The following is a 20,469-nucleotide window of genomic DNA, read 5'->3' on the forward strand; positions in this document are numbered from 1 at the left end:
GAACGAGGCAGGTATACTGCGCGGCTTTTCGCCAATTGGCCTGATTATTCCCGTATCCCGGAGCCTTCATGACTACTCCTACACAAACAACCGCTCCTGATGCTGTGGACACGGTTGACAGCGAAACCCGCCTCACTGCCGAAGAAAAGCCGGTGATCCCGGCCTTCAAATTCCCGTTCAAGCCCGCCGAGTTTGCTAAAGCCAAATCTCAGGGCAAAGCGTATTACCAGAAGAGCGGGCTTGGCGGCCACGATACAACGCCGGGCGCACCGCCGCATGGCACGCGTAAAACCATGGGCAAACGCTGATCAACGCGACTATGGGTTAGAGCACCCGTTCGCGTTGCACCACGGTCATGCCGTGTTTTTGATACAGGCACAAGGCCGTGTGATTGTGTTCCATGACCTTGAGGTCCACGCAGGCTTCGCGACGTTGCTCAAAGGCCGCGAACACATGGCTTAGCAATGCCTCGCCCAAGCCACGGCGCTGGTGGTCGGGATGCACGACCAAATCCTTGAGGAAGGCGCTTGTCCAGGCTTGTGCAAACGCGATGACCTGACCTTTGCGCAGGAGTGCAAAACACAACTGCGGATCATATTCAGCGTCATGCACCAAGGCGTGTTGCCAGTGCGCAAGCGATTCGACGCTGCCTTGGCCGCAACCATACGCCAGGGCAAGCAAGGCGTGGGCCTGAGGCAGCCATTGTGGGTCCAGGGTTGCTAGCGTTACGTCGTCAGGCCAGCGAACGGCTAATAAGGGTTCGCGCAGGTCTTTACGTAACAACAAGCTGTAGTCACTCATGCTGTTTAATAGCCTTGGTCAGCAACCGTGCGCGCTGCCTGAATCAGGCATTGCGTCAACTCCGGCGATGAAAACTTGGTCAGCACCGCATTGGCTCCGGCCAAGTGGGCTTTCTGGGTGTTCATGGTGCTGTTCAATGAGGTATGCAACAGCACATACAGGTGAGCAAAGTCGGGGGTGTCGCGTACCGTACGGGTGAACGCGTAGCCGTCCATTTCAGACATTTCGATGTCCGAGACCACCACGTTGATCTGCTGCGGCGTGCCTTGTAACTCCAGCAGGCGGTCGATGGCTTCCTTGGCGCTGCGGGCAGTGTGGCAATGCAAGCCTAGATTGCGCAAGGTGATGACCGATTGTTGCAAGGCCACCTGGCTGTCATCCACCACCAGAATTCGCGCGTTGGCCAGCAGTTTGGCATCTTCACGGCTGAGAACTTCAGCTGAGTTTTCAACTCGGGTGGGGGCAATACCGTGAATGACTTTTTCGATGTCCAGTATTTGCACCAGCGCACCCTCGACCTGGGTAACGCCGGTGATGTACGAGCGTTTGCCAGAGCCATAGGGCGGCGGGCGAATGTCCGTCGTCAGGCAGTGCACGATCTTGCTGACGGCTTGTACGTGAAGCCCCTGTCTGGAGCGGCTGACATCGGTCACGATCAGGCAGCCGCCATCAGGATCGAGCAACGGTTGTTCGCCGATGGCACGGCTCAGGTCGATTACTGAAAGAGACAGGCCACGCAGCACCGCAATGCCTTTCACATGGGGATGCGATTCGGGCATTTTGGTCAGTGGCGGGCACGGAATGATTTCACTGACTTTGAGCAGATTGATTGCCATCAGCTTGCCGCTGCGCAGGGTAAAGAGCAGAAGCGAAAGTGAATCTGCGCGGGCGTTGTTAGAGGACATAAAAACCTTCAAAAGGCCAAGGGTGGCGTGGGATACAGGGTTATCGACCTGATCGGGTTGGGCTTTAGGTGGTCTGTGAGATTGTGTGGTCTTCACGACCCTCTCCCAAAGGGAGAGGGGGCTGGATTTGCTTTTGCTGTTGGTCCCCTCTCCCTTTGGGAGAGGGCAGTGTTTACTTCAACCCCAATCGCTTGGCCATCCGCCCCAGATTCGCCCGGTCGACCCCCAGCTCGCGGGCCGCGCTGGCCCAATTATGCTGATGACGTTCCAGGCAGGCGCTGATGAGCTGCCTCTGGTAATTCTCAGTGGCATGACGCAAGTCGCCCACGTTTTCTATGCTCATCGGCGGCTCATTCATGCCAGCGCGCTCTGTGACAGTCGGCAAATCAAGATCCGCCGCCGTCAACGTCAAAATACGCGGTCGAATGGTGCAACGGCCCAAGGCTTTTAACGCGCTGCGCGCTATCAGGTGTTCCAGTTCTCGCACATTCCCCGGCCAGTCATAGTGCAGCAGTGCGGCTTGGGCATCGGCGCTTAACCGTAGGCTGCCAAGGCCCAGGCGCGAACGGTTTTGTTCCAGAAAGAAGCCACTTAACAGCAGCACATCCCCCCCGCGCTCACGCAACGCCGGAACCCTGAGCGGGTAGACGCTCAAACGATGGTAGAAGTCTGCACGGTAGCGACCGCTGCGCACTTCTTCGGCCAAATCCCGGTTGGTTGCCGCGATTAAGCGCACGTCGACACGATGCTCCTGATCTGAACCCAAGCGCTGCAACTGTCCACTTTGCAGCACGCGTAACAGCTTCGCCTGTATCGTCAGTGATAATTCGCCCACTTCATCCAGAAACAATGTGCCGCCATTGGCCAGTTCGAATTTGCCGCGCCGATCTTGGGTGGCCCCTGTAAAAGCGCCTCGCACATGGCCGAACAGTTCGCTTTCTACCAATGTGTCGGGCAACGCAGCGCAATTGAGGCTGATCATCGGTTTATCTGCGCGCGGCGAGGCCGCATGAATGGCCTGGGCCACCAGCTCCTTGCCGACTCCAGTTTCGCCTGTGATCAGTACAGTCAAGTCACTGCTGCCTACCAAGGCTATTTCTTCAAGCAGGCGTTTGTGTGGAAGGCTCTGGCCGATCAGTTCTTTATCAGGTGAATCGTGGGCCTGACGGTACGATTCGGCCCTTTGCTGTTCATCCTCGACCCGCAGAGCCAGGTGCTCAATGCGCTGGGCCACTTTAACCGTAGCCGCTGCGAGGCTGGCAAAAGCTTGAAGGTCATCCAGTTCAATGGGTTCAAAGCGTTTTGGGTCCAGCGCGTCCAGCGTCAATAATCCCCAGGGCTGCTCATCAACAAACAGCGGGCAACCCATGCAGTCGTGAACTTCCAGGTGATCGCCCAAACCATCCACCAGTCCGTCGTAGGGGTCCGGCAGTTCGCAATTACTGGGAAAGCGCGTGGGGCCGGGGCTGCTGAGCAGAAATTCAAAACGCGGGTGTTCGCTGACTTTAAACCGCCGGCCCAGTGTGTCGAGGCTTAAACCATCGACGGCCAAGGGCACCAACCATTCACCGTCCAGCCTTAATAACGCTGCCGCATCGCACGGCAGCAAGGTGCGCAGTGCATGCAGCAAGCGGCGGTAGCGTTCACTTTCAGGCAGGTCGCGGGCCAGGTCAGCGACCAGTGGCAAGAGTGTGGTGAGCAGCAATTTTGCAGTCATTTTGACCTCGTGTAGTCGATATGACTCTAGTTCAGAGTGGGTCAAAATGACAAATATATTTATAAGTTGATGATTTACAAGGCTTTATATGTTGGCACGAATAGTGATGTGTAGAGGGCAATGGTTCTACATTATCAGGAGTCACTCTTATGCTTACTGCTCAAGATCGTGCCATCGTCAAATCGACTGTACCGCTGCTGGAAAGCGGTGGTGAAGCACTGACCACTCATTTTTATCAAATGATGCTCGCCGAGCACCCTGAAGTGCGTCCTTTGTTCAATCCGGCCAACCAGGCCAGCGGAGCTCAACCTCGGGCACTGGCTAATGGCGTATTGATGTATGCCCGTCATATCGACCAACTCGACCAGTTGGGTGATCTGGTGGCACGTATCATCAACAAGCACGTTGCCCTGCAAATTCTTCCCGAGCATTACCCCATTGTTGGCAGCTGCCTCCTGCGGGCCATAGAAGAGGTGCTGGGCCGCGACATTGCCACCCCTGAGGTGCTTGCAGCCTGGGGTGCCGCCTACAATCAGCTGGCTGAAATTCTGATAGGCGCCGAGGCGGCGCTGTACGAAGAAAAGGCTAATGCGCCGGGTGGCTGGCGTGGCGCGCGGGAATTCAAACTGGTGGCCAAAGTTGAAGAAAGCGCTGAAGTGACCTCTTTCTACTTCCGCCCGGTGGATGAACAGGCCATTTTAGAGTTCACCCCCGGTCAGTACATTGGTCTCAAATTGAATATCGATGGCGAAGAAGTGCGTCGTAACTATTCATTGTCGGCCACAGCCCAGCTGGGCCGCTACCGCATCAGCGTCAAGCGTGTGGACAGTGGCGTAGTGTCTAACTACCTCCATGAGCGTATGCAAGTGGGCGATACCCTTAAGCTATTTCCACCCGCTGGAGAGTTCACCCTGACCGAGAGCGATAAGCCTTTGGTATTGATCAGCGGTGGCGTGGGCATTACTCCGACCTTGCCAATGCTTGAAGTTGCGCTCAAAACAGGCCGTCCCATTCATTTCATTCACTGTGCCCGCAATGCCCGTGTACATGCGTTCCGCACGTGGGTCGATGAGCTGGCCGAGCAACACCCTCAGCTGAAGCGTTTCTACTGCTATGAGGAGCATGACGAAGGGGCAGACCATGTTGGCCTGCTGACGGAGGAGGTGCTGGCACAATGGTTACCTGCTGATCGTGATGTAGACGTGTACTTCCTTGGCCCGCAAGGCTTTATGCGCTCGGTAAAACGCCACCTCAAGGCGCTGGGCGTGCCAGAGCAACAAAGCCGTTATGAGTTCTTCGGCCCGGCTGCGCTGTTGGATTGATCTAACTGTAGCCGCTGCCGAAGGCTGCGATCGGTTGCGCCGCCGATCGCAGCCTTCGTTCCTCGACAGCGACTACGGGGTTTGGCCGCACCCTGTTTCGACGCATGGGTGCTGCTTCCAGTCTTTAATGCTGCATTAATTACCTTACGCCACGTTTATCCACACAGTTTTCACTCCTTCAGGCTGCAGGTCTGCGTGTAAACTGCGGACTTTTCCATTATTCAGGCTTAAGGGATGCGCGATGACACATGACACGATGCGTTTGGGCCCCGAGAAGCGCTTTCTGGCGTTGCTCGGGTTGATTTGCCTGGCGCTGATCGGTGGGGCGTTATACATGCAAATCGTTCTCGGCGAGGCGCCATGCCCGCTGTGCATTCTGCAACGCTATGCCTTGTTACTGATCGCACTCTTTGCCTTTATCGGTGTGGCGATGCCGACCCGGCGCAGTATTACGGTGTGTGAGGTGCTGGTGGTGCTCAGTGCCATTGGCGGCATTGTCGCGGCGGCGCGCCATGTCTATATCCTTTCCAACCCGGCCGTGAGCTGTGGCCTTGATGTGTTGCAGCCCATCGTTGATGGTCTGCCGCTGGCTGCGATTTTCCCTTTGGGTTTTCAAGTCGATGGCTTTTGCTCAACGCCTTATCCCCCAGTATTGGGCTTGTCGCTGGCGCAATGGGCGTTGGTAGCGTTTGTATTGACCACCTTGCTGGTGCCGGTGGGCATTTACCGCAATCGCAGAAAAACACAGTAAAGCCTTTGCAACAGTCCCGTACTTCTTCTGGAAGTACGGGTTTTTTATGTCCTCCCAAAATGTCAACAGGATGTGATGAAGCATTAAAAAAAGGGTCTGCTAAGCTGCGACATATTGTCACGCAAAGGGTGTCGCACAGCGGATTTAGCGGGGGAAGGCGGGTCATAAAACCGCCGATCGGGTATTAATGGATCACGGCTTACTTCTGTAAGGCCGGGGTTGAAAAGTACGTTGGGCGACTCAATGGAAAATCGCTGTAAGCCTCTTTGTTTGGGCGTTTACGCGGGTTGACGATGGGGTAGTCGTGCGCTAAAAAGAGGCGTTTTTTGAAAGGGTCAGTGGCGTGCTACAAGCGACGTCGAGAGGGCTTAAGAGCCTGTGGCGTAATAATAGTTAGGGATTGTTACCGTAGCCGAGATGAATTATTTCGGTATGAGACATGGTTTATGGAGGGCTACCTAACTACAATCGCACGCACTGAACGTCCAGCCTGCTCGTCCCTGAGCCCAAGCGGGTAGTTGACGGACGTCTGGGCAGTTCGACAGGCGTCCCATGCGACTCCCAGGTACTGGCAACCCTTCTAAGTTCTGCACCAAATGGATTTGGTCCGTAACAAGGCCATTGACCACGTATCAAATAAGAAATCACTGCTACCCCGGAATTCGCCTAATCGCCTGATAGTGATAGTGATAGAGCAGGGCTTCATTCAATTCCGGAAAAGAGCCAACGCTTGGCAGGGTGAAGCGTTGGCGAAAAAAACCAACTGCATTGTGCAAGCTGTTTTAGAGGTCGTGAGATGACTAAAAAAAGGTACCCCAGACTCCTTGGCTTATTGCCACTTTTCGGCACGTTGCTGCTGGGAGGTTGCAATTGGACATTGCTCAATCCAGTGGGGCAGGTCGGGATCGAAGAGCGTAATCTGATCATCACTGCAACATTGTTGATGCTCCTGGTTGTGGTCCCGGTCATCGCGATGACGTTTATCTTCGCGTGGAAATACCGTGCGTCGAACAAAGATGCTACCTACGCACCTAAATGGTCGCACTCCACCAAGATCGAAGTCGTGATCTGGACTGTTCCTATCCTGATCATCCTCGCCTTGGGCGTTTTGACCTACAAGTCGACCCACGCTCTGGATCCATACCGTCCACTTGAGTCCGACGTCAAACCGTTGACCATCGAAGTGGTAGCAATGGATTGGAAGTGGCTGTTCATCTACCCGGAACAGGGTATCGCCACTGTCAACAAGATCGTGTTCCCGGCCAATACGCCGATCAATTTCCGTATCACCTCTGACACGGTCATGAACTCGTTCTTCATTCCAGGCCTGGGCGGCCAGATCTACGCCATGGCCGGTATGACGACCAAGTTGCACTTGATTGCCAACCACAACGCTGAACTGGATGGCATCTCTGCCAACTACAGCGGCGCGGGCTTCACCGGCATGAAATTCAAAGCAATTGCGACCTCTCAGGCCGATTTCGACGCCTGGGTAAATGAAGTCAAAGCGTCACCTAAACAGCTTGATCAAGCTGAATACGCCGCCTTGTCCAAGCCAAGTCAAAACAACCCCGTTGCGCTTTATTCTTCGTACGCACCGAACCTGTTCCAGACCATCATCGACAAGTATGAAGGTATGACACCAGGCAAGCCGGTGAAGCACGAGAAGAAAGCAGTCGCCGGGACCGATGGGGTGGACGAGAGTTCGAATTCAGCTGCCGGGGCAGAGGAGTAAACGATGTTTGGTAAATTAAGTTGGGAAGCGGTCCCATTCCACGAGCCGATCGTAATGGTGACCATTGCCATGATCGCGCTGGGTGGTCTGGCACTGTTTGCAGCAATAACCTACTTCAAGAAGTGGACCTACTTGTGGACTGAATGGCTAACGTCAGTCGACCACAAGAAAATCGGCGTGATGTACATCATCGTCGCCATGATCATGCTGCTGCGCGGTTTTGCCGATGCCGTCATGATGCGTACCCAGTTGGCCATGGCCACCGAGGGTTCACCTGGCTACTTGCCGCCTGAACACTATGACCAGATCTTCACCGCTCACGGTGTGATCATGATCATCTTCATGGCGATGCCATTCTTCACCGGCCTGATGAACCTTGCAGTGCCGCTGCAGATCGGCGCACGTGACGTTGCCTATCCGTTCCTTAACTCCCTGAGCTTCTGGCTGCTGGTGTCCGGCGTTGTGCTGGTTAACCTGTCGCTGGGCGTCGGCGAGTTCGCCAAGACCGGTTGGGTTGCTTATCCGCCGCTGTCGGGCTTGCAGTACAGCCCTGGCGTGGGGATGGACTACTACATCTGGGCCCTGCAGTTATCGGGGCTAGGTACGACGTTAACCGGGGTTAACTTCCTGGCGACCGTGCTGAAGATGCGTGCTCCAGGCATGAAACTGATGGACATGCCGATCTTCACTTGGACCTGCACCTGGGCAAACGTCCTGATCGTGGCTTCGTTCCCGATCCTGACCGCTACCCTGGCACTGCTGACACTTGACCGTTACATGGATTTCCACATTTTCACCAATGAACTTGGTGGCAATCCAATGATGTACGTCAACCTGTTCTGGGCGTGGGGTCACCCTGAGGTGTACATCCTCATTCTGCCAGCGTTTGGTATCTTCTCTGAAGTTATCTCCACGTTCACCGGCAAGCGTCTGTTCGGTCACCACTCGATGGTCTACGCCTCCGGCGCGATCTCGGTGCTGGGTTTCATGGTTTGGCTGCACCACTTCTTCACCATGGGTTCGGGTGCGAGCGTCAATGCCTTCTTCGGTCTGGCGACGATGCTTATTTCGATCCCGACGGGGGTCAAGCTATTCAACTGGCTGTTCACCATCTACCAAGGTCGTCTGCGCTTCACCAGCCAGGTTCTGTGGACCCTGGGCTTCATGGTGACCTTCGCCATTGGTGGTATGACTGGCGTACTGCTGGCCATCCCGGGTGCTGACTTCGTACTGCACAACAGCCTGTTTGTAATTGCTCACTTCCATAACGTGATCATTGGCGGTGCGGTATTCGGTTACATCGCTGGTTTCAGCTTCTACTTCCCTAAAGCGTTCGGCTTCAAACTGAACGAGAAGTGGGGCAAGGCAGCGTTCTGGTTCTGGATTGTTGGCTTCTTCATCGCGTTCATGCCGCTGTATGCACTAGGCTTCATGGGTATGACCCGTCGTCTGAACGCCACAACCAACCCTGAGTGGGTGCCTTACCTGTACGTTGCTGCGTTCGGCGCGTTCCTGATTGCATTGGGTATCGCCAGCCAGTTGATCCAGCTGTACGTCAGCGTACGTGACCGTAACAAACCAGAGAACGCCTGCGAATTCGGCGATCCATGGAATGGTCACACCCTGGAATGGTCGACTTCGTCGCCACCACCGTTCTACAACTTCGCTGTTGTGCCACACGTAAACGGTATCGACGCGTTCACCGAAGCGAAAGAAAACGGAACAGCGTATAAGGCTCCGGCCAAGTACTCGCCGATCCACATGCCTAACAACACCGCGACTGGTGTGTACATGGGCGCACTGCTGACCGTCTTCGGTTTCGCGATGATCTGGCACATCTGGTGGCTGGCCATCGTGGGTCTGGTAGGCACGGTTGTTGTCTTCGTTGCTCACGCCGCCCGTGACGACCAAGGCTACATGGTGCCGGTCGAGACCATCGAGCGTATCGAGGCCGAGCAGCACAAGCGTCTGGTAGCCGCCAAAGCAATCCCGGCTACCGGTGTTGAATCCAAGTTGGAACAGGTTTAAACCATGTCGAACTTAGCGACCACTGCTGGAAACGCTCATGGTCACGACCATGAGCATCATGATGAGCACCACGATGCAGGCGAGACAACCGTATTCGGTTTCTGGCTTTACCTGATGACCGACTGCATCTTGTTTGCGTCGATCTTCGCGGTATACGCGGTATTGGTGAACAACGTTGCAGGTGGCCCGTCGGGCCACGACATCTTCGAACTGCCGTACGTACTGGGTGAAACTGCCCTGTTGCTGTTCAGCTCGATCACCTACGGCTTCGCCATGCTGGCGTTGTTCAAGGGCAAGAAGCCGCAAGTGCTGTTCTGGCTTGCGATGACTTTCCTGCTGGGTGCCGGCTTTATCGCCATGGAAATCAACGAGTTCCACCTGTTGATCTCCGAAGGCTACGGCCCTAGCCGTTCAGGCTTCCTGTCCGGGTTCTTCACCCTGGTCGGTACCCACGGTCTGCACGTGACCAGCGGTCTGATCTGGATGGCGATCATGATGTATCAGGTCCAGAAAAACGGCCTGACGGCGACCAACAAGACCCGTCTGAGCTGCTTGAGCCTGTTCTGGCACTTCCTGGACGTGGTGTGGATCTGCGTATTCACCGTTGTTTACCTGATGGGGACTTTGTAATGGCTAACGCACATTCCGACGGCGCCAACCACGGCAGCGTGAAGTCATACGTGATCGGCTTCATCCTGTCGGTAATCCTGACCGCCATTCCGTTCGGGCTGGTCATGTACCCGAGCTTGCCGAAGATCACCACGCTGGCAGTCGTACTGCTGTGCGCAGTGGTGCAAGTGGTTGTTCACCTGGTGTACTTCCTGCACCTGGACCGCTCGCCGGCACAACGCAATAACGTGACAGCGCTGGTGTTTGCCGCGCTGGTAATTGTCCTGCTGGTGGGCTTGTCCCTGTGGATCATGTTTAGCATCCACGCTGAAATGATGGCGAAGTGAGGTAAGACCCGATGTCCTTCAAGCACTTTATCCAAATCACCAAACCGGGGATCATTTTCGGTAACGTGCTTTCTGTGGCAGGCGGGTTCTTCCTGGCCTCGAAGGGGCATTTCGATCTTGCCCTCTTCCTGGCCGCGGTAATCGGCACCTCCTTGGTGGTTGCGTCTGGATGCGTGTTTAACAACTGCATTGACCGCGACATCGACATCAAGATGGACCGCACCAAAAACCGCGTATTGGTACAAGGTTTGATTTCCCTCAAGGTGGCACTGCTTTACGCCACCTTGCTGGGGGTCGCTGGCCTGGTGCTGTTGTATCGCGTGGCCAACCCGCTGGCGGCTCTGTTCGCAGCGATCGGCTTTGTGATCTATGTGTGTTTGTACAGCCTGTACTTCAAGCGCAAGTCGGTTCACGGCACGCTGATAGGCAGTCTGTCGGGTGCAATGCCTCCGGTTATCGGCTATGTCGCAGTGAGTAACCACTTCGACATGGCTGCTCTGACCCTGCTGGTGATGTTTAGCCTGTGGCAGATGCCGCATTCGTACGCCATCGCGATCTTCCGCTTCAACGATTACCTGGCCGCATCGATTCCGGTGCTGCCGGTGAAGCGCGGGATCAAGGTTGCCAAGAAGCACATCCTGCTTTACATCCTCGCGTTCCTGATCGCGACCCTGATGCTCACACTTGGCGGTTACGCCGGCATGAGCTACATGGCCGTAGCAGCAGCGATGGGCATGTACTGGCTGTACATGGCGTGGACAGGCTACAAGGCCGTCGACGACAAGGTCTGGGCACGCAAGCTGTTCGTGTTCTCGATCTTCACCATTACCGCGTTGAGCGTCATGATGTCACTGGACTTTAAAGTGCCTAGCGAGTTGTTACTCACTTACGCGCACTAATAAAGCCAGAATCAAAAAAACCGCCCTTCGATGAGAAGGGCGGTTTTTTTTTTTGGTTTTTACAGCGCATTACATCCAGGAATGTTCGTTTCCAGTTTCAATGATGTATTTACTTGAAAACGGGAAGTAGTAATGGGTGCAATCAATCGCTTGTTTGTGATGCGTGACGTCATAGATGCCTTGTGTCTGGAATGTGCTGTACTTGGGCATCAGTTCAAACATGGTTTTATGAACGACGGGTATTTTATCGATTAGAACATCATTCATCAGTGTGGGGCCGGTGAGTCGAAAATAGGTCTGGTGATAAGCTTTGCAATCGGCCTTGTTTTTGACCAAAGCGTCCCCCGTCAGCGTCAGGTCAAGCACGGGTTTGGGTTGCGAGTAAAAACCTCTGTTCTCTATAAAGCGCTTATGCATTTCGGCAGAGATGGCGGTTAACATTTCGCTGTTTGGATGTGATGCAAAATGGCTCGTGTTATAGCCTTCAAAATCCAATGTGGCTTCCGTAACAATGCCGCCTAATAAAAGGTCATGCGGTGCTGCTTTGATATCACCTGCCACAAGCGAAACGATCAATGCATCATCCATGTCCAGATAGAGGCCGCCGTAATAATTGATCAACGGGAATCGAATGACATCGCAGGCCGCAGACCAGGTTTTATGTTCTGCCTCTAAAATAGTGGTGTATTGATCAGCGTTTATACTATTTTTGAATACTTCGTAAAAGGGCTCGTCCTTGATTTTGGAGAGCTGTAACGTGGGAGTGTATATGTCGCTCATAAATTTTATTTGAGTGAATAGTTCATCGCTGACATCGAGATGCAAGGTGCTGGTGAATTCAGTGGCGTACTTGAAATTTTTAGCAATCCTGTCAAACAGGTGACTGCCCGGCGCTTGAGTGCCGATCCAGATGTAATGGATTTTACTCGGGATGGCCAATGTGTTTTGAGGCAGTTGAGGTAACTGCGGCAGTGTAAAAGTGAGATGTGTTTGGGCGGTGGGTAGAGAGGGTTTAACCCCGTTGTATTGTTCAATATTGCCTGTTTCCCATTTGCCATCCGATTTAAGCCAAACAGGGTCGCCGAATGTCATATCCACCTCGGCGTGAGCTCCGGGCAGTGATGTCACACTGCGTTGGCGCCAAGTGCCCAAGTTGGCGTCATACGCAACTTGAGTCAGATACTGGCGCAATACAATGACATAATCAGGCGTGTGAGCAGAGGCATTTAGATTGATTATGTTGTCCATGGGTACACTTAACTGGCGCTGAAAAAATTGGGAAGTTGAAGGCGTTTCCATGCCTCCGGCAAGACCGCTGTGGGCAAGCTCCCAGCTGTTGTTGGTTGCGCTATATCGAACCGCTGGGCCTGTTACAGTGCCTTTATACACGTGCATGAATTCACGGCCTGAAGCGCGTGTTACCGCAAAAATATTACCCTGCATTTTGATGTAGCTTAATTCCGCCAGCTGATAAATGTTATCCACCCGTTGCGCGATGGATAAATCTACATCATTAACATGAAAGAAATGTTGTTGGGCAATATTCAGCTTGCGATTACCCCACGAAAAATCAGGTTTGAACTGAACAAGAGGCGGGTCGATGAGCGGGCTGTTGATGGCTTTTGGTTGAATCAAAGGGGCCGTAATAAAAGATGAATAGGCCCTCTCGGGATGCAGTCTGGTTTTAAGTTCTGTCAGTGATATCAGGTTATTCAGCGACTTTGCGGCCTGAAGCTTGAACCGAATAAATGCCACCCCTTTGAGACCGCCTCGGAACAAAAGCCCTGCGAGGGCTAACGGGTTCGCGGCAGAAATCAATTCTTTGCCCAACGTCGTCGCAAAAGTCTTGCTGGCATAGAGCGTTTTCATTGAGTTCAGTGCAAATTTTGAAACCCCGAATGAGGTGCTGCGCACCACAATCTTGCCCACTGTGATGGAGGCTCTGAAACCGCTGTAAGCCGCTTTGCCGAAGGGCACAACAAACGCCAGAACTTCCAGGGCGCCCAATAGCACCGTCCCTGCTGAGACGTTCTTGCTCTCTATATCTCGATAGAGGGAATAGAACGGAATAAGGACTTTGAAAATGATCTCGGTTCGATTGACCAGCTCATCACGGTACGATTCGTAAGGCGTGGAGCCTCTGAATGCTGAACGCTGCTGCGACAGGCTCTGGCTGAAGATTGAGTCGACCAACTTCTCGCACAGTTGCTGCACACGCTCCTCTTCGCTGACCCCTGCCGGGTTGTTCAATGTAAAGCTCAACTTTAGTGCCGGTGTGCCTTTCAGACTACCGGGCGTGCCTGTCAGGTACGCTTGCTGATCGAGTTGGGGTACACCAATCACGTACTTGTTTGCCTCAGTGAGTGCCCAATCATCAGCGTCATATTGAATAGGGGTGTTTCCCTCAGCCTGTATTTTTCGGACGGTGCCGGAAGGGCAAAACACTTCATAAAAGCCATTGTTTTGCGGGTCTGTTGAAAATGCCAACACGCCATAGAAACCAGGCACCTCTTGGTCCTCAACCGTGAAAGTAACCCTCAGGAAATGTTCGGCGTTGAGCAGATCGCGCCGCAGTTCGGGAGTTAAATCATTGATTGCGTGGGTGAGCTGCACCTTCAGTGCGGCGTTGTATTTTTGTTGAAAAGCATCGAACTGCTCATTGAATGCCTTGAGCAGCGTGCAACCTCCCAACCCCTTGGATTCCAAGCCCAGCTCACCGTCAGAGAAGGCACGGTCCTGGCCGCAGGTCATATACCGTTCCACGAGCGACATGTTCATAGTGCGTCCGCGGGTTTTGAAACGGGGGACGAAGTACTTATGGATTTCGGCTTCGGTGAAGGGCCGTTTTTTGTTCACATCTATGCCGGGGTGATGTTCTGACAATTGCTGGAGTGCCATTTTTTTGCGATCCGGCGGGAGCTGCACCAGTGTGCTCATGGCCGAGGCCTTTTGCTCTTCAAGCTCGAGGCTGTATTGCAGGGCAATCATCGCCTCTTCAGGTTTTACCTCGGCCGTGTCCGTGAAAGGAATTTTTGCGCGGCACATTGCAAAATGCAGGAGGGGCTCTTGGCGCAGTGCGGTGATGGCCAGTTGTTCATCGTGGGTCATCGATTGAGAGAGGGTCTTGTTCAAAAGTTCGATCAGGCGCTTATACCCCAGAGCGACAGCAGCACCGGGCCGGGCTGATTCGGCCAATGCCACTGCGTGACGAAAGTCAACGGCGTCGCGGGTATCGCCATAGCGCAGATCCTGCGGTACGTCATACACCGTCAACTGCGGGCAATAGCGCCCGGCAATCAACTCAAAAGCCAGACGCATAGCATGTTCGGATGTGCAATGGAGCGTGCTGCGCAGATGCTCCATGACCTGTCGCCGCACCTCTCTGATCGAGTGACCGCCCATTGCCAGGGTGTTCAAGTTAAGACCGCAGACATAGCCTTCGCTGTGGTTCTCGGGTGGATACAGGTAGTCGGTGATGCAAGCCAACGCCAGCGCCTTGGTCATGTCGGGCGTCGCCTCCTTGCGCTCTTGTTCTGTCCAAGAGGACGTACTGACAGCGGCCCGTTCCAACTGTTGAAAAACAGGTGAATCCACCACGATGCTCATATGCGTGGTGAATGTCGCGTCACGATGAAGTCCTGAGTCGGGAAACCTTGGGTCACGAATAAGCGTCGAAAGCTCTAAGTACGCCGTCAGCGCATTAATATCCGGCGTGCGCTCACCTCCTGAAATGTTGGCATGGATGTCCAGTGTTGAAGAGGCCGCGCACACGTTGGCCGATGCCCAAAGCCCTGAACTCAGAGGCTCATTGCTTGTGCCTGTTATTGGTGCATTGCCCAGCAACAGAAAACATGACGTCAGATAGTGATAATCGGCGGTGAAAAACGTGTTTTTACGCAGCGCTTGCTGCACCGCAATGATGACTCGGTGGTGACGGCTATCAATCTCGGGTATTGCTTTGTTGTGGCTGACATATTTATGAACCAGCTTCAGGCCAATTTCTGGCGTGATCGGAACGCTTGCTGCAATCGGATCAAGCACATCCTCCAGCACCTTCCTCAACAGGGTTTGGTGAACGTGCGTAGCCAGCAGGTCGCTGGCGAAGGCTTTGAATTGAGTGTCGGTGATCAGCGTTTTCAGTTCGGTTGAGGGGTGCAGAACGTTGGCAATGTCGGGTGTTGGCAGTTGGCGATGAAGGGGCAGTTCGATCTGAGGCTCTTGCTGGATTAAAAAAGCCTGAGCGATTGCTTCGGGGAGGAGGCCTTCGATCACACGGTGAGCGCGGGCATTTAAAAAATCGCCAGTGGTGGGCCGCGATGTGCGGCGAGTTGCCAAGTCAAACCACGTGCTTAGGCTCATCGTTTGTTGTTCGGTTTGAAGCGCACGGAACTGGTTAAACGTTGTGTTTATGTCCTCGTAGCTTTGTTCGAGTTTGAAAGCGATTAAACCCTCAACGATGTTTTCCCTGAGGCGTTCCAATGTCATGGTTTTGCGCACGCGGTGACTGAAAAACGCCGTCTCTGCCTTGTGTTCAAGGGCCACAGACTCAACCCAGGCAGGGAGCGATTGGCGGTTGTTCAAGTGTTGATACAGTGCGGTTCTGGCTTGGTTCGCGTTGGCGAACACCTCAAAGCCGTGGTGCGCGGTGAACACATAGGTGGTCCGGGGCACTGCTGCGGTTGGGGTCCTGATCTGAAATGCCACGGCAAATGAGCTGCTCCGTGGTTTTAATGAAGCGGCATTGCGTATGCCGAGTCGCGCAGCCCCCAATTTATTTGGGGTTTCAAGGGAGGACTGAAAGATCAGGGTGCGAATGGCGGTGTCATCATCGTGGTCAAGGTAGCCATCGGCGCACAGCAGTTGCCGGTGTGTCTCCAGAAATTGCTTGAGGTGGACGACATAGTCCTGCTCTTTTGTAGGGGAATCGGCACGGTCGTCTGCGGGGCTGCTCCAGTAGCCTTTCAAACGCTCGATGCAGGTCGTGTTGAGGTTTTTAATGCGCTCACAGAAGGCCCTGTACTGAGGTTCAGCGATCGACAAGTACTGTTCTTGGGGTGGGTTCAGTTGTGTCAAAAAGCGAATTTCAGTAGGCCGACTCACCGGCTCTGTCTGGGGGGAGGTCGCTAACGATTGTCGGATGAGGCTTGCCAGGCTTTGTTCAAAAGGGGGGCTCCCTTCTCTGTCGACAAACCACAGTGAGTCGAAGTTGGCGAGCAGCAGCGTATCCGGAAGATCGGTAAAAATGGCCTTGAGTTCCGCGTGTAAGCACTCCATCAGGCTTGGCTGCCGGGCCAACAGCATCTCAATGCTGTTATCAGTCATGAGTCTGTTGGTCAGTACCTGTTGCAGGTTTCTGAGGTGCTGGCAGTCGAGCAGATTGGCGATGAAGTGGGTGGTGCATTCGCTCATCACCCGGTTCAACGGAAAACTGGACAGCGTTGCAATAACGCGCTCTCTGAACTGTGCGCGCGACGTCCGGTGCGGGTGGAGCAGGGGGTAACTGAGCAACGGAAATTCGACGCTCCAAATAAGATTGGCCAGTTTGCAAACAAGATCCCGTACATGCTGATGATCTGTTTTATCAAGCTCGGCGCCAATGGCCAGTGCGGTTGCGCGACGTGCACTGAGTTGTGTGCAAAAAACTTTCAGAAATGTCGGATGGGCACATTGTTCCTTCGACAGGTCAGATACGGAACAATCCCTGAGCAGTCCGGCAATGATTTTCATCGCTAGGTTAAAAGCAGCAGAGTCACTGCGGTCGGTCGTGCGGTAGCCCAAGTTATTAGCAATGTCATAGATATCAAGGCTCGCCATTTTTTGGCTGCTGTAGGTGTTCATGGAATATCACTTACTTGTGGGGGATAACTTCACAGTAAGTCAGGGGTTCTGGGGAGGGTGGTATATAGTTGTCAAACTGTGTGGCTGGATGTTAAGTGCCAGTTTGCGCCTCTTTCCACGATAAGAAGTCATATAAGTTGGAACTGGCGTGTGATGAGGGGTTTAAAAGCCTCATTTTTATATGTCCATATTGATGGGTCAGTGCGTTATTAAGTTTTCATACTATCTTTGAGTTTGGTTCGCAATAAATCGGGTGCGGCGTAGCAAACGGCTACGACCCAGCATCCGGGCTGTTAGAGCTGAGTGAGTTGCTTGTATTGCCCGTCTTGAAGGCCCCCGCGTTCTTCAATGCTGCGTTATGTATTGGACATGACGCAAACTTAGCGTGGGCGAGGTGTTGCACTCACTTCTTTGCGTCCGGTCATTTGTAAGGTTTATTGTGTTTGTGACCTTCAGAAATCTGCGTCTTTTCCTAAAAGTATGTAGTACGCACTTAAAGGGGTTGATCTTGACTGCCAGTCTACTAATGTCTGGTTGTCGAGCTCGATAACAAAAAATTATGAGCTACTCAAGGTTCTCGTTTTCTTAAATAAAATGGATTAGGTGAATAAATGGATTTTAATTATATAAAGTGGTATTGGCTTCGCACAGTATTGCTATTTTGTTTGACATGTATAGTTTTGGTTAATAATGCACTGGCTGGAAATTATCAATCCTCGGTCGCTTTGCCGGTTATTCATTCCAAAGGCTATCTTTATACGGCTGATTTGCCAGTCAGTAGGCATGCGCCTTCTGCCGCGACGGTGAGCAATGTGAGTTGGAACTGGAGCGTGGTAGGTTGGCCCCAAGGATTGGAAGTCTACATATGCCACGCGAGTGGCGCCTGTTTAGATATATCGCGTCAGCGAGTAGGGTCAACAGCGCGTTTTAGTAAGGTGTTGGCAAGTCGTAAATTTTATTATGCTCTAAGGGTTGGCAATGCAGGTAGGGTCCCACTTGCTGGCCAGCTGGGACACATCACGGTCAATTGGTGATTCACAGGTTCCCTCCCTGCGCGCAGGGAGGGAGTCTTGAACTACCAATTAGTGATGTCCCGAAATTTCTGAGGAAGGGCATCATTGAAGCTTAATATTTTTTCAAGGATTTTGACTGCAGGTGTACCCTTTGAAAGCTCTGCTTGATAGAGGTCAGTCCTTTTTATTTGCATGCGACTCCATGTTTCCTGAAAATAAGCCTTGGACTCAGATGTCACAATTTCGCCGGTAGCCCAGTAACGTATTACTGGGTAGTCAAACAGGTCTACGACCTCGCAAGTCAAGGATCGGTAAGCATAGACTTCAGCCAACAGCGCTGCTTTTTTCGAATCGTTTTCCGTCTCAGCCATAATCTCCTGTTTTAGCAATCCAACTCTGGTATCTGTCCTTTCGTGGTGGGGTATTTCTTTTTTATGTGTAGTCTTTTTCAGTGCCTGCGCGAAGGTCTCGCTGGGTGATGTTTGGGCTAATGACGTTCTTTTATAGCGTACGCCGAGTGGGGTGAAGTTCTGTAAGGGGGGAACGTTGAGATCGGTCATTTTACAGCCCTTCGCATACTCTCTAATGCTGCAGGCATGAGCAAGAAGTCTTTGTCATCTACCGTGGATGTTCGCTGTTCAATATTCAGGCTGTTCGCGAAGCGAGTTGAACGTGGCGTCACTGACTTGCAGAGCGTTGAGCAGGCGACGATCGCAGGTTTTTCCTTTGCGCGATCCGTTGTATCACTCAATAGTTGGGAAAAACGATTTGACCGGGGTTCAGGGATTCTTTCGAGGGCAGCCGGTCTTTGAGAGGAGAGCTGTAATAACGTAGGTTTTGTTAGTTTTTCCATCATGCATTGCTCCTGTTGTTTTTATCAGGAGAGCAAAGACGGTGCCATGTTCAATAAATGATGTGTGTGGACTCAGTGGCCGTCTTCATAAGGGCAATAAATCAACGCGTTCTACAACTAACAGGTTTAAAGATTGGCAAGTATTGGCAGCTTGCGGCTAATACTTGCCGGTATGGGTGTGTAAGTTAAAGACGTTGTTTGTAAGGTTAATTAATTAACACGGGTAGGACGTTTCATGTTTTGCAACAGTGCCGAGTGGATTGGGAGCGCCACCCTAACCCAAGACTCTTTTGCAGAGCTATGTAGTCCTTGATCAGTTGGCCGTCGCTGTGAACCCGATCCTGTTCGGCCCGGTAGCGAGTGCGTTCGGCGTCGAGCCAGTCCAGCACACTGCTGGTGCCCGCACGGTAACGTTGATCGGTCAGTTGGGAGGCGCGCACGGCGCTGCTCTCGACCCGGCCAAGGGTGCTGCGACGTTGACGTTCATTGCCATAGCGTGCCAGTGCCACGTCAGCATCGCGCAAAGCGCCAAGCACGCTGCTGCGGTAGGTGGCCAAGGCTTCATCGCGTCCGGCTTCGGCTTGGGTGACCTGCGCCTGTACCCGGCCAAAATCCAACCAGTTCCATTGCAGGTACGGCACGCCCAGCGCGCTGAGGTTATCTTTGCGCAGTAAATGGCCCGGCTCGCTGGCGCTGAAACTCAGGGAGCCAAACAGGCTGACTTTGGGAAAAGCCGCTGCCTTGCGTTCCCCGATTTGCGCGGTACTGGAGGCCAGCCGACGTTCGGCGGCGCGGATGTCCGGGCGTTGTTGAAGCAGGTGCGCAGGGTCGCCGATGTTGACCGTGGCGGGCAGTACGGGCAGGGCCGTTTGCTGCTGCAAGCGGGTGTCCAGTGCACCGGGCGGCAGACCGCTAAGCACGGCCAGTTCATCGAGGGATTCGATCACCTCCAGTTCCAGTGCAATGGAGGCGGCCCGGGTGGTCTCTACTTGAGTGGCAATGCGTTCACGATCCAGCTCCGACGCCGTGCCTTGGGTCAAACGTTGCTCGGTAAAGTCGAGCAACTGCCGCTCCAGTGTTTCGGACTCGCGGGCAATAAGCAGGCGCTGCTGCTGGTCGCGCAGGCCGACATACGCTTGGCCGACTTCAGCCGCCAGTTGCACATGGGCGTCAGCGAGGTCGGCCTGTACGGCATCGGCTTCGGCGCTGGCCGCTTCAACGGCACGGCGTCCGCCGCCGAACATATCCAGCTCCCAGCTGGCGTCAAAACCGCTCAGGTACAGGTGCGTGGCGTCGGTGTTTTTGTCCCCCGAGCCGGTGTACAAAGCTGCCGCCGTGGCCGAACTGTTTGGCAGCAGGTCACTGCGCTTTTCTGACAGGCCGGCGCGGGCCTGACGCAAGCGCGCTGCCGCAGCGTGCAGATCGGGGCTGTTGCGCAGGCTGCTGTCGATCAGCTCATTGAGCAGCGGATCATTGAGGTCGCGCCACCACTCGGCAACCTGTGGCGTACCGGCCCGAGTGCCGGGTACTTGACGTTGAAAGGCCGTGCCTTGCAGCGTGCTGTCGGGCGCGGCGTGGTAGTCCGGGCCAAGGGTGCAGCCCACCAGCAACAGCGGGCACAGCAGGCTCAGGGATTTGCTCGCGATCATGG

At 53.8% G+C, this 20,469-nt stretch carries 16 protein-coding genes; 9 read left to right on the forward strand and 7 right to left on the reverse strand.

The genetic code is table 11. The features are described from left to right. Positions 1-68 precede the first annotated feature (68 nt). Positions 69-308, forward strand: coding sequence for a hypothetical protein (locus tag ACI7MX_RS11560; protein WP_405586630.1), 240 nt, complete (start codon positions 69-71; stop codon positions 306-308). Positions 309-324: 16 nt separating this feature from the next. Here ACI7MX_RS11560 and ACI7MX_RS11565 read toward each other — a convergent pair whose 3' ends face one another. The 3 genes from ACI7MX_RS11565 to norR all read right to left on the reverse strand — a co-directional run bounded on the left by ACI7MX_RS11565 (position 325) and on the right by norR (position 3,423). Next, positions 325-801 (reverse strand): GNAT family N-acetyltransferase, encoded by a 477-nt coding sequence (locus ACI7MX_RS11565; RefSeq protein ID WP_314491068.1) that lies wholly within the window; start codon positions 799-801, stop codon positions 325-327. Positions 802-806: 5 nt separating this feature from the next. After that, a complete protein-coding gene (locus ACI7MX_RS11570; RefSeq protein WP_314491072.1) occupies positions 807-1,706 on the reverse strand; it encodes a chemotaxis protein in 900 nt (299 codons plus the stop codon). A 172-nt stretch (positions 1,707-1,878) separates the two neighbouring features. Beyond that, positions 1,879-3,423 (reverse strand): nitric oxide reductase transcriptional regulator NorR, encoded by a 1,545-nt coding sequence (norR, locus tag ACI7MX_RS11575; protein WP_405586626.1) that lies wholly within the window; start codon positions 3,421-3,423, stop codon positions 1,879-1,881. Positions 3,424-3,572: 149 nt separating this feature from the next. On the opposite strand from norR, the gene hmpA reads away from it, so the two are divergent. The 7 genes from hmpA (at position 3,573) to cyoE (ending at position 11,114) form a co-directional block, all read left to right on the forward strand. After that, positions 3,573-4,745, forward strand: a complete 1,173-nt coding sequence (gene hmpA / locus ACI7MX_RS11580; protein ID WP_405586623.1) for an NO-inducible flavohemoprotein — start codon at positions 3,573-3,575, stop codon at positions 4,743-4,745. A 241-nt stretch (positions 4,746-4,986) separates the two neighbouring features. After that, positions 4,987-5,496: a disulfide bond formation protein B gene (locus ACI7MX_RS11585; protein WP_405586620.1), complete on the forward strand. Its 510-nt coding sequence runs from the start codon at positions 4,987-4,989 to the stop codon at positions 5,494-5,496. Positions 5,497-6,292: 796 nt separating this feature from the next. Further along, a complete protein-coding gene (gene cyoA, locus ACI7MX_RS11590; protein ID WP_405586617.1) occupies positions 6,293-7,231 on the forward strand; it encodes a ubiquinol oxidase subunit II in 939 nt (312 codons plus the stop codon). Between the two features lie 3 nt (positions 7,232-7,234). Then, complete coding sequence (cyoB, locus tag ACI7MX_RS11595) at positions 7,235-9,259, forward strand: cytochrome o ubiquinol oxidase subunit I (protein ID WP_405586614.1); 2,025 nt, start codon at positions 7,235-7,237, stop codon at positions 9,257-9,259. A 3-nt stretch (positions 9,260-9,262) separates the two neighbouring features. Continuing rightward, entirely contained in the window at positions 9,263-9,889 is a 627-nt protein-coding gene (locus ACI7MX_RS11600; RefSeq protein ID WP_122784870.1) for a cytochrome o ubiquinol oxidase subunit III, read from the forward strand. Then, positions 9,889-10,215 (forward strand): cytochrome o ubiquinol oxidase subunit IV, encoded by a 327-nt coding sequence (gene cyoD / locus ACI7MX_RS11605; RefSeq protein WP_122784869.1) that lies wholly within the window; start codon positions 9,889-9,891, stop codon positions 10,213-10,215. The genes ACI7MX_RS11600 and cyoD overlap by 1 nt, the downstream gene beginning before the upstream one ends. Positions 10,216-10,226: 11 nt before the next feature. Beyond that, the gene (cyoE, locus tag ACI7MX_RS11610) at positions 10,227-11,114 is read left to right on the forward strand and encodes a heme o synthase (RefSeq protein WP_314491458.1); all 888 of its coding nucleotides are present in this window, start codon (positions 10,227-10,229) and stop codon (positions 11,112-11,114) included. Between the two features lie 69 nt (positions 11,115-11,183). On the opposite strand, the gene ACI7MX_RS11615 is transcribed toward cyoE, so the two are convergent. After that, positions 11,184-16,952 (reverse strand): hypothetical protein, encoded by a 5,769-nt coding sequence (locus ACI7MX_RS11615; RefSeq protein WP_405586609.1) that lies wholly within the window; start codon positions 16,950-16,952, stop codon positions 11,184-11,186. 611 nt (positions 16,953-17,563) lie between these two features. Between ACI7MX_RS11615 and ACI7MX_RS11620 the strand changes: the two genes are divergently transcribed. Further along, positions 17,564-17,986 (forward strand): flagellar protein FlhE, encoded by a 423-nt coding sequence (locus ACI7MX_RS11620; RefSeq protein ID WP_405586606.1) that lies wholly within the window; start codon positions 17,564-17,566, stop codon positions 17,984-17,986. Positions 17,987-18,027: 41 nt separating this feature from the next. Here ACI7MX_RS11620 and ACI7MX_RS11625 read toward each other — a convergent pair whose 3' ends face one another. From ACI7MX_RS11625 to ACI7MX_RS11635, 3 genes are all read right to left on the reverse strand, one after another. Next, the gene (locus ACI7MX_RS11625; RefSeq protein WP_314491450.1) at positions 18,028-18,525 is read right to left on the reverse strand and encodes a hypothetical protein; all 498 of its coding nucleotides are present in this window, start codon (positions 18,523-18,525) and stop codon (positions 18,028-18,030) included. Then, positions 18,522-18,821 carry a hypothetical protein gene (locus ACI7MX_RS11630; protein WP_405586603.1) on the reverse strand — a complete coding sequence of 100 codons (300 nt, stop codon included), beginning with the start codon at positions 18,819-18,821 and terminating at the stop codon, positions 18,522-18,524. The genes ACI7MX_RS11625 and ACI7MX_RS11630 overlap by 4 nt, the downstream gene beginning before the upstream one ends. A 230-nt stretch (positions 18,822-19,051) precedes the next feature. After that, positions 19,052-20,467 carry a TolC family protein gene (locus ACI7MX_RS11635; RefSeq protein ID WP_314491444.1) on the reverse strand — a complete coding sequence of 472 codons (1,416 nt, stop codon included), beginning with the start codon at positions 20,465-20,467 and terminating at the stop codon, positions 19,052-19,054. Positions 20,468-20,469 lie beyond the last annotated feature (2 nt).

Source organism: Pseudomonas sp. 2024-210 (assembly GCF_045062345.1).
GTDB lineage: Bacteria > Pseudomonadota > Gammaproteobacteria > Pseudomonadales > Pseudomonadaceae > Aquipseudomonas.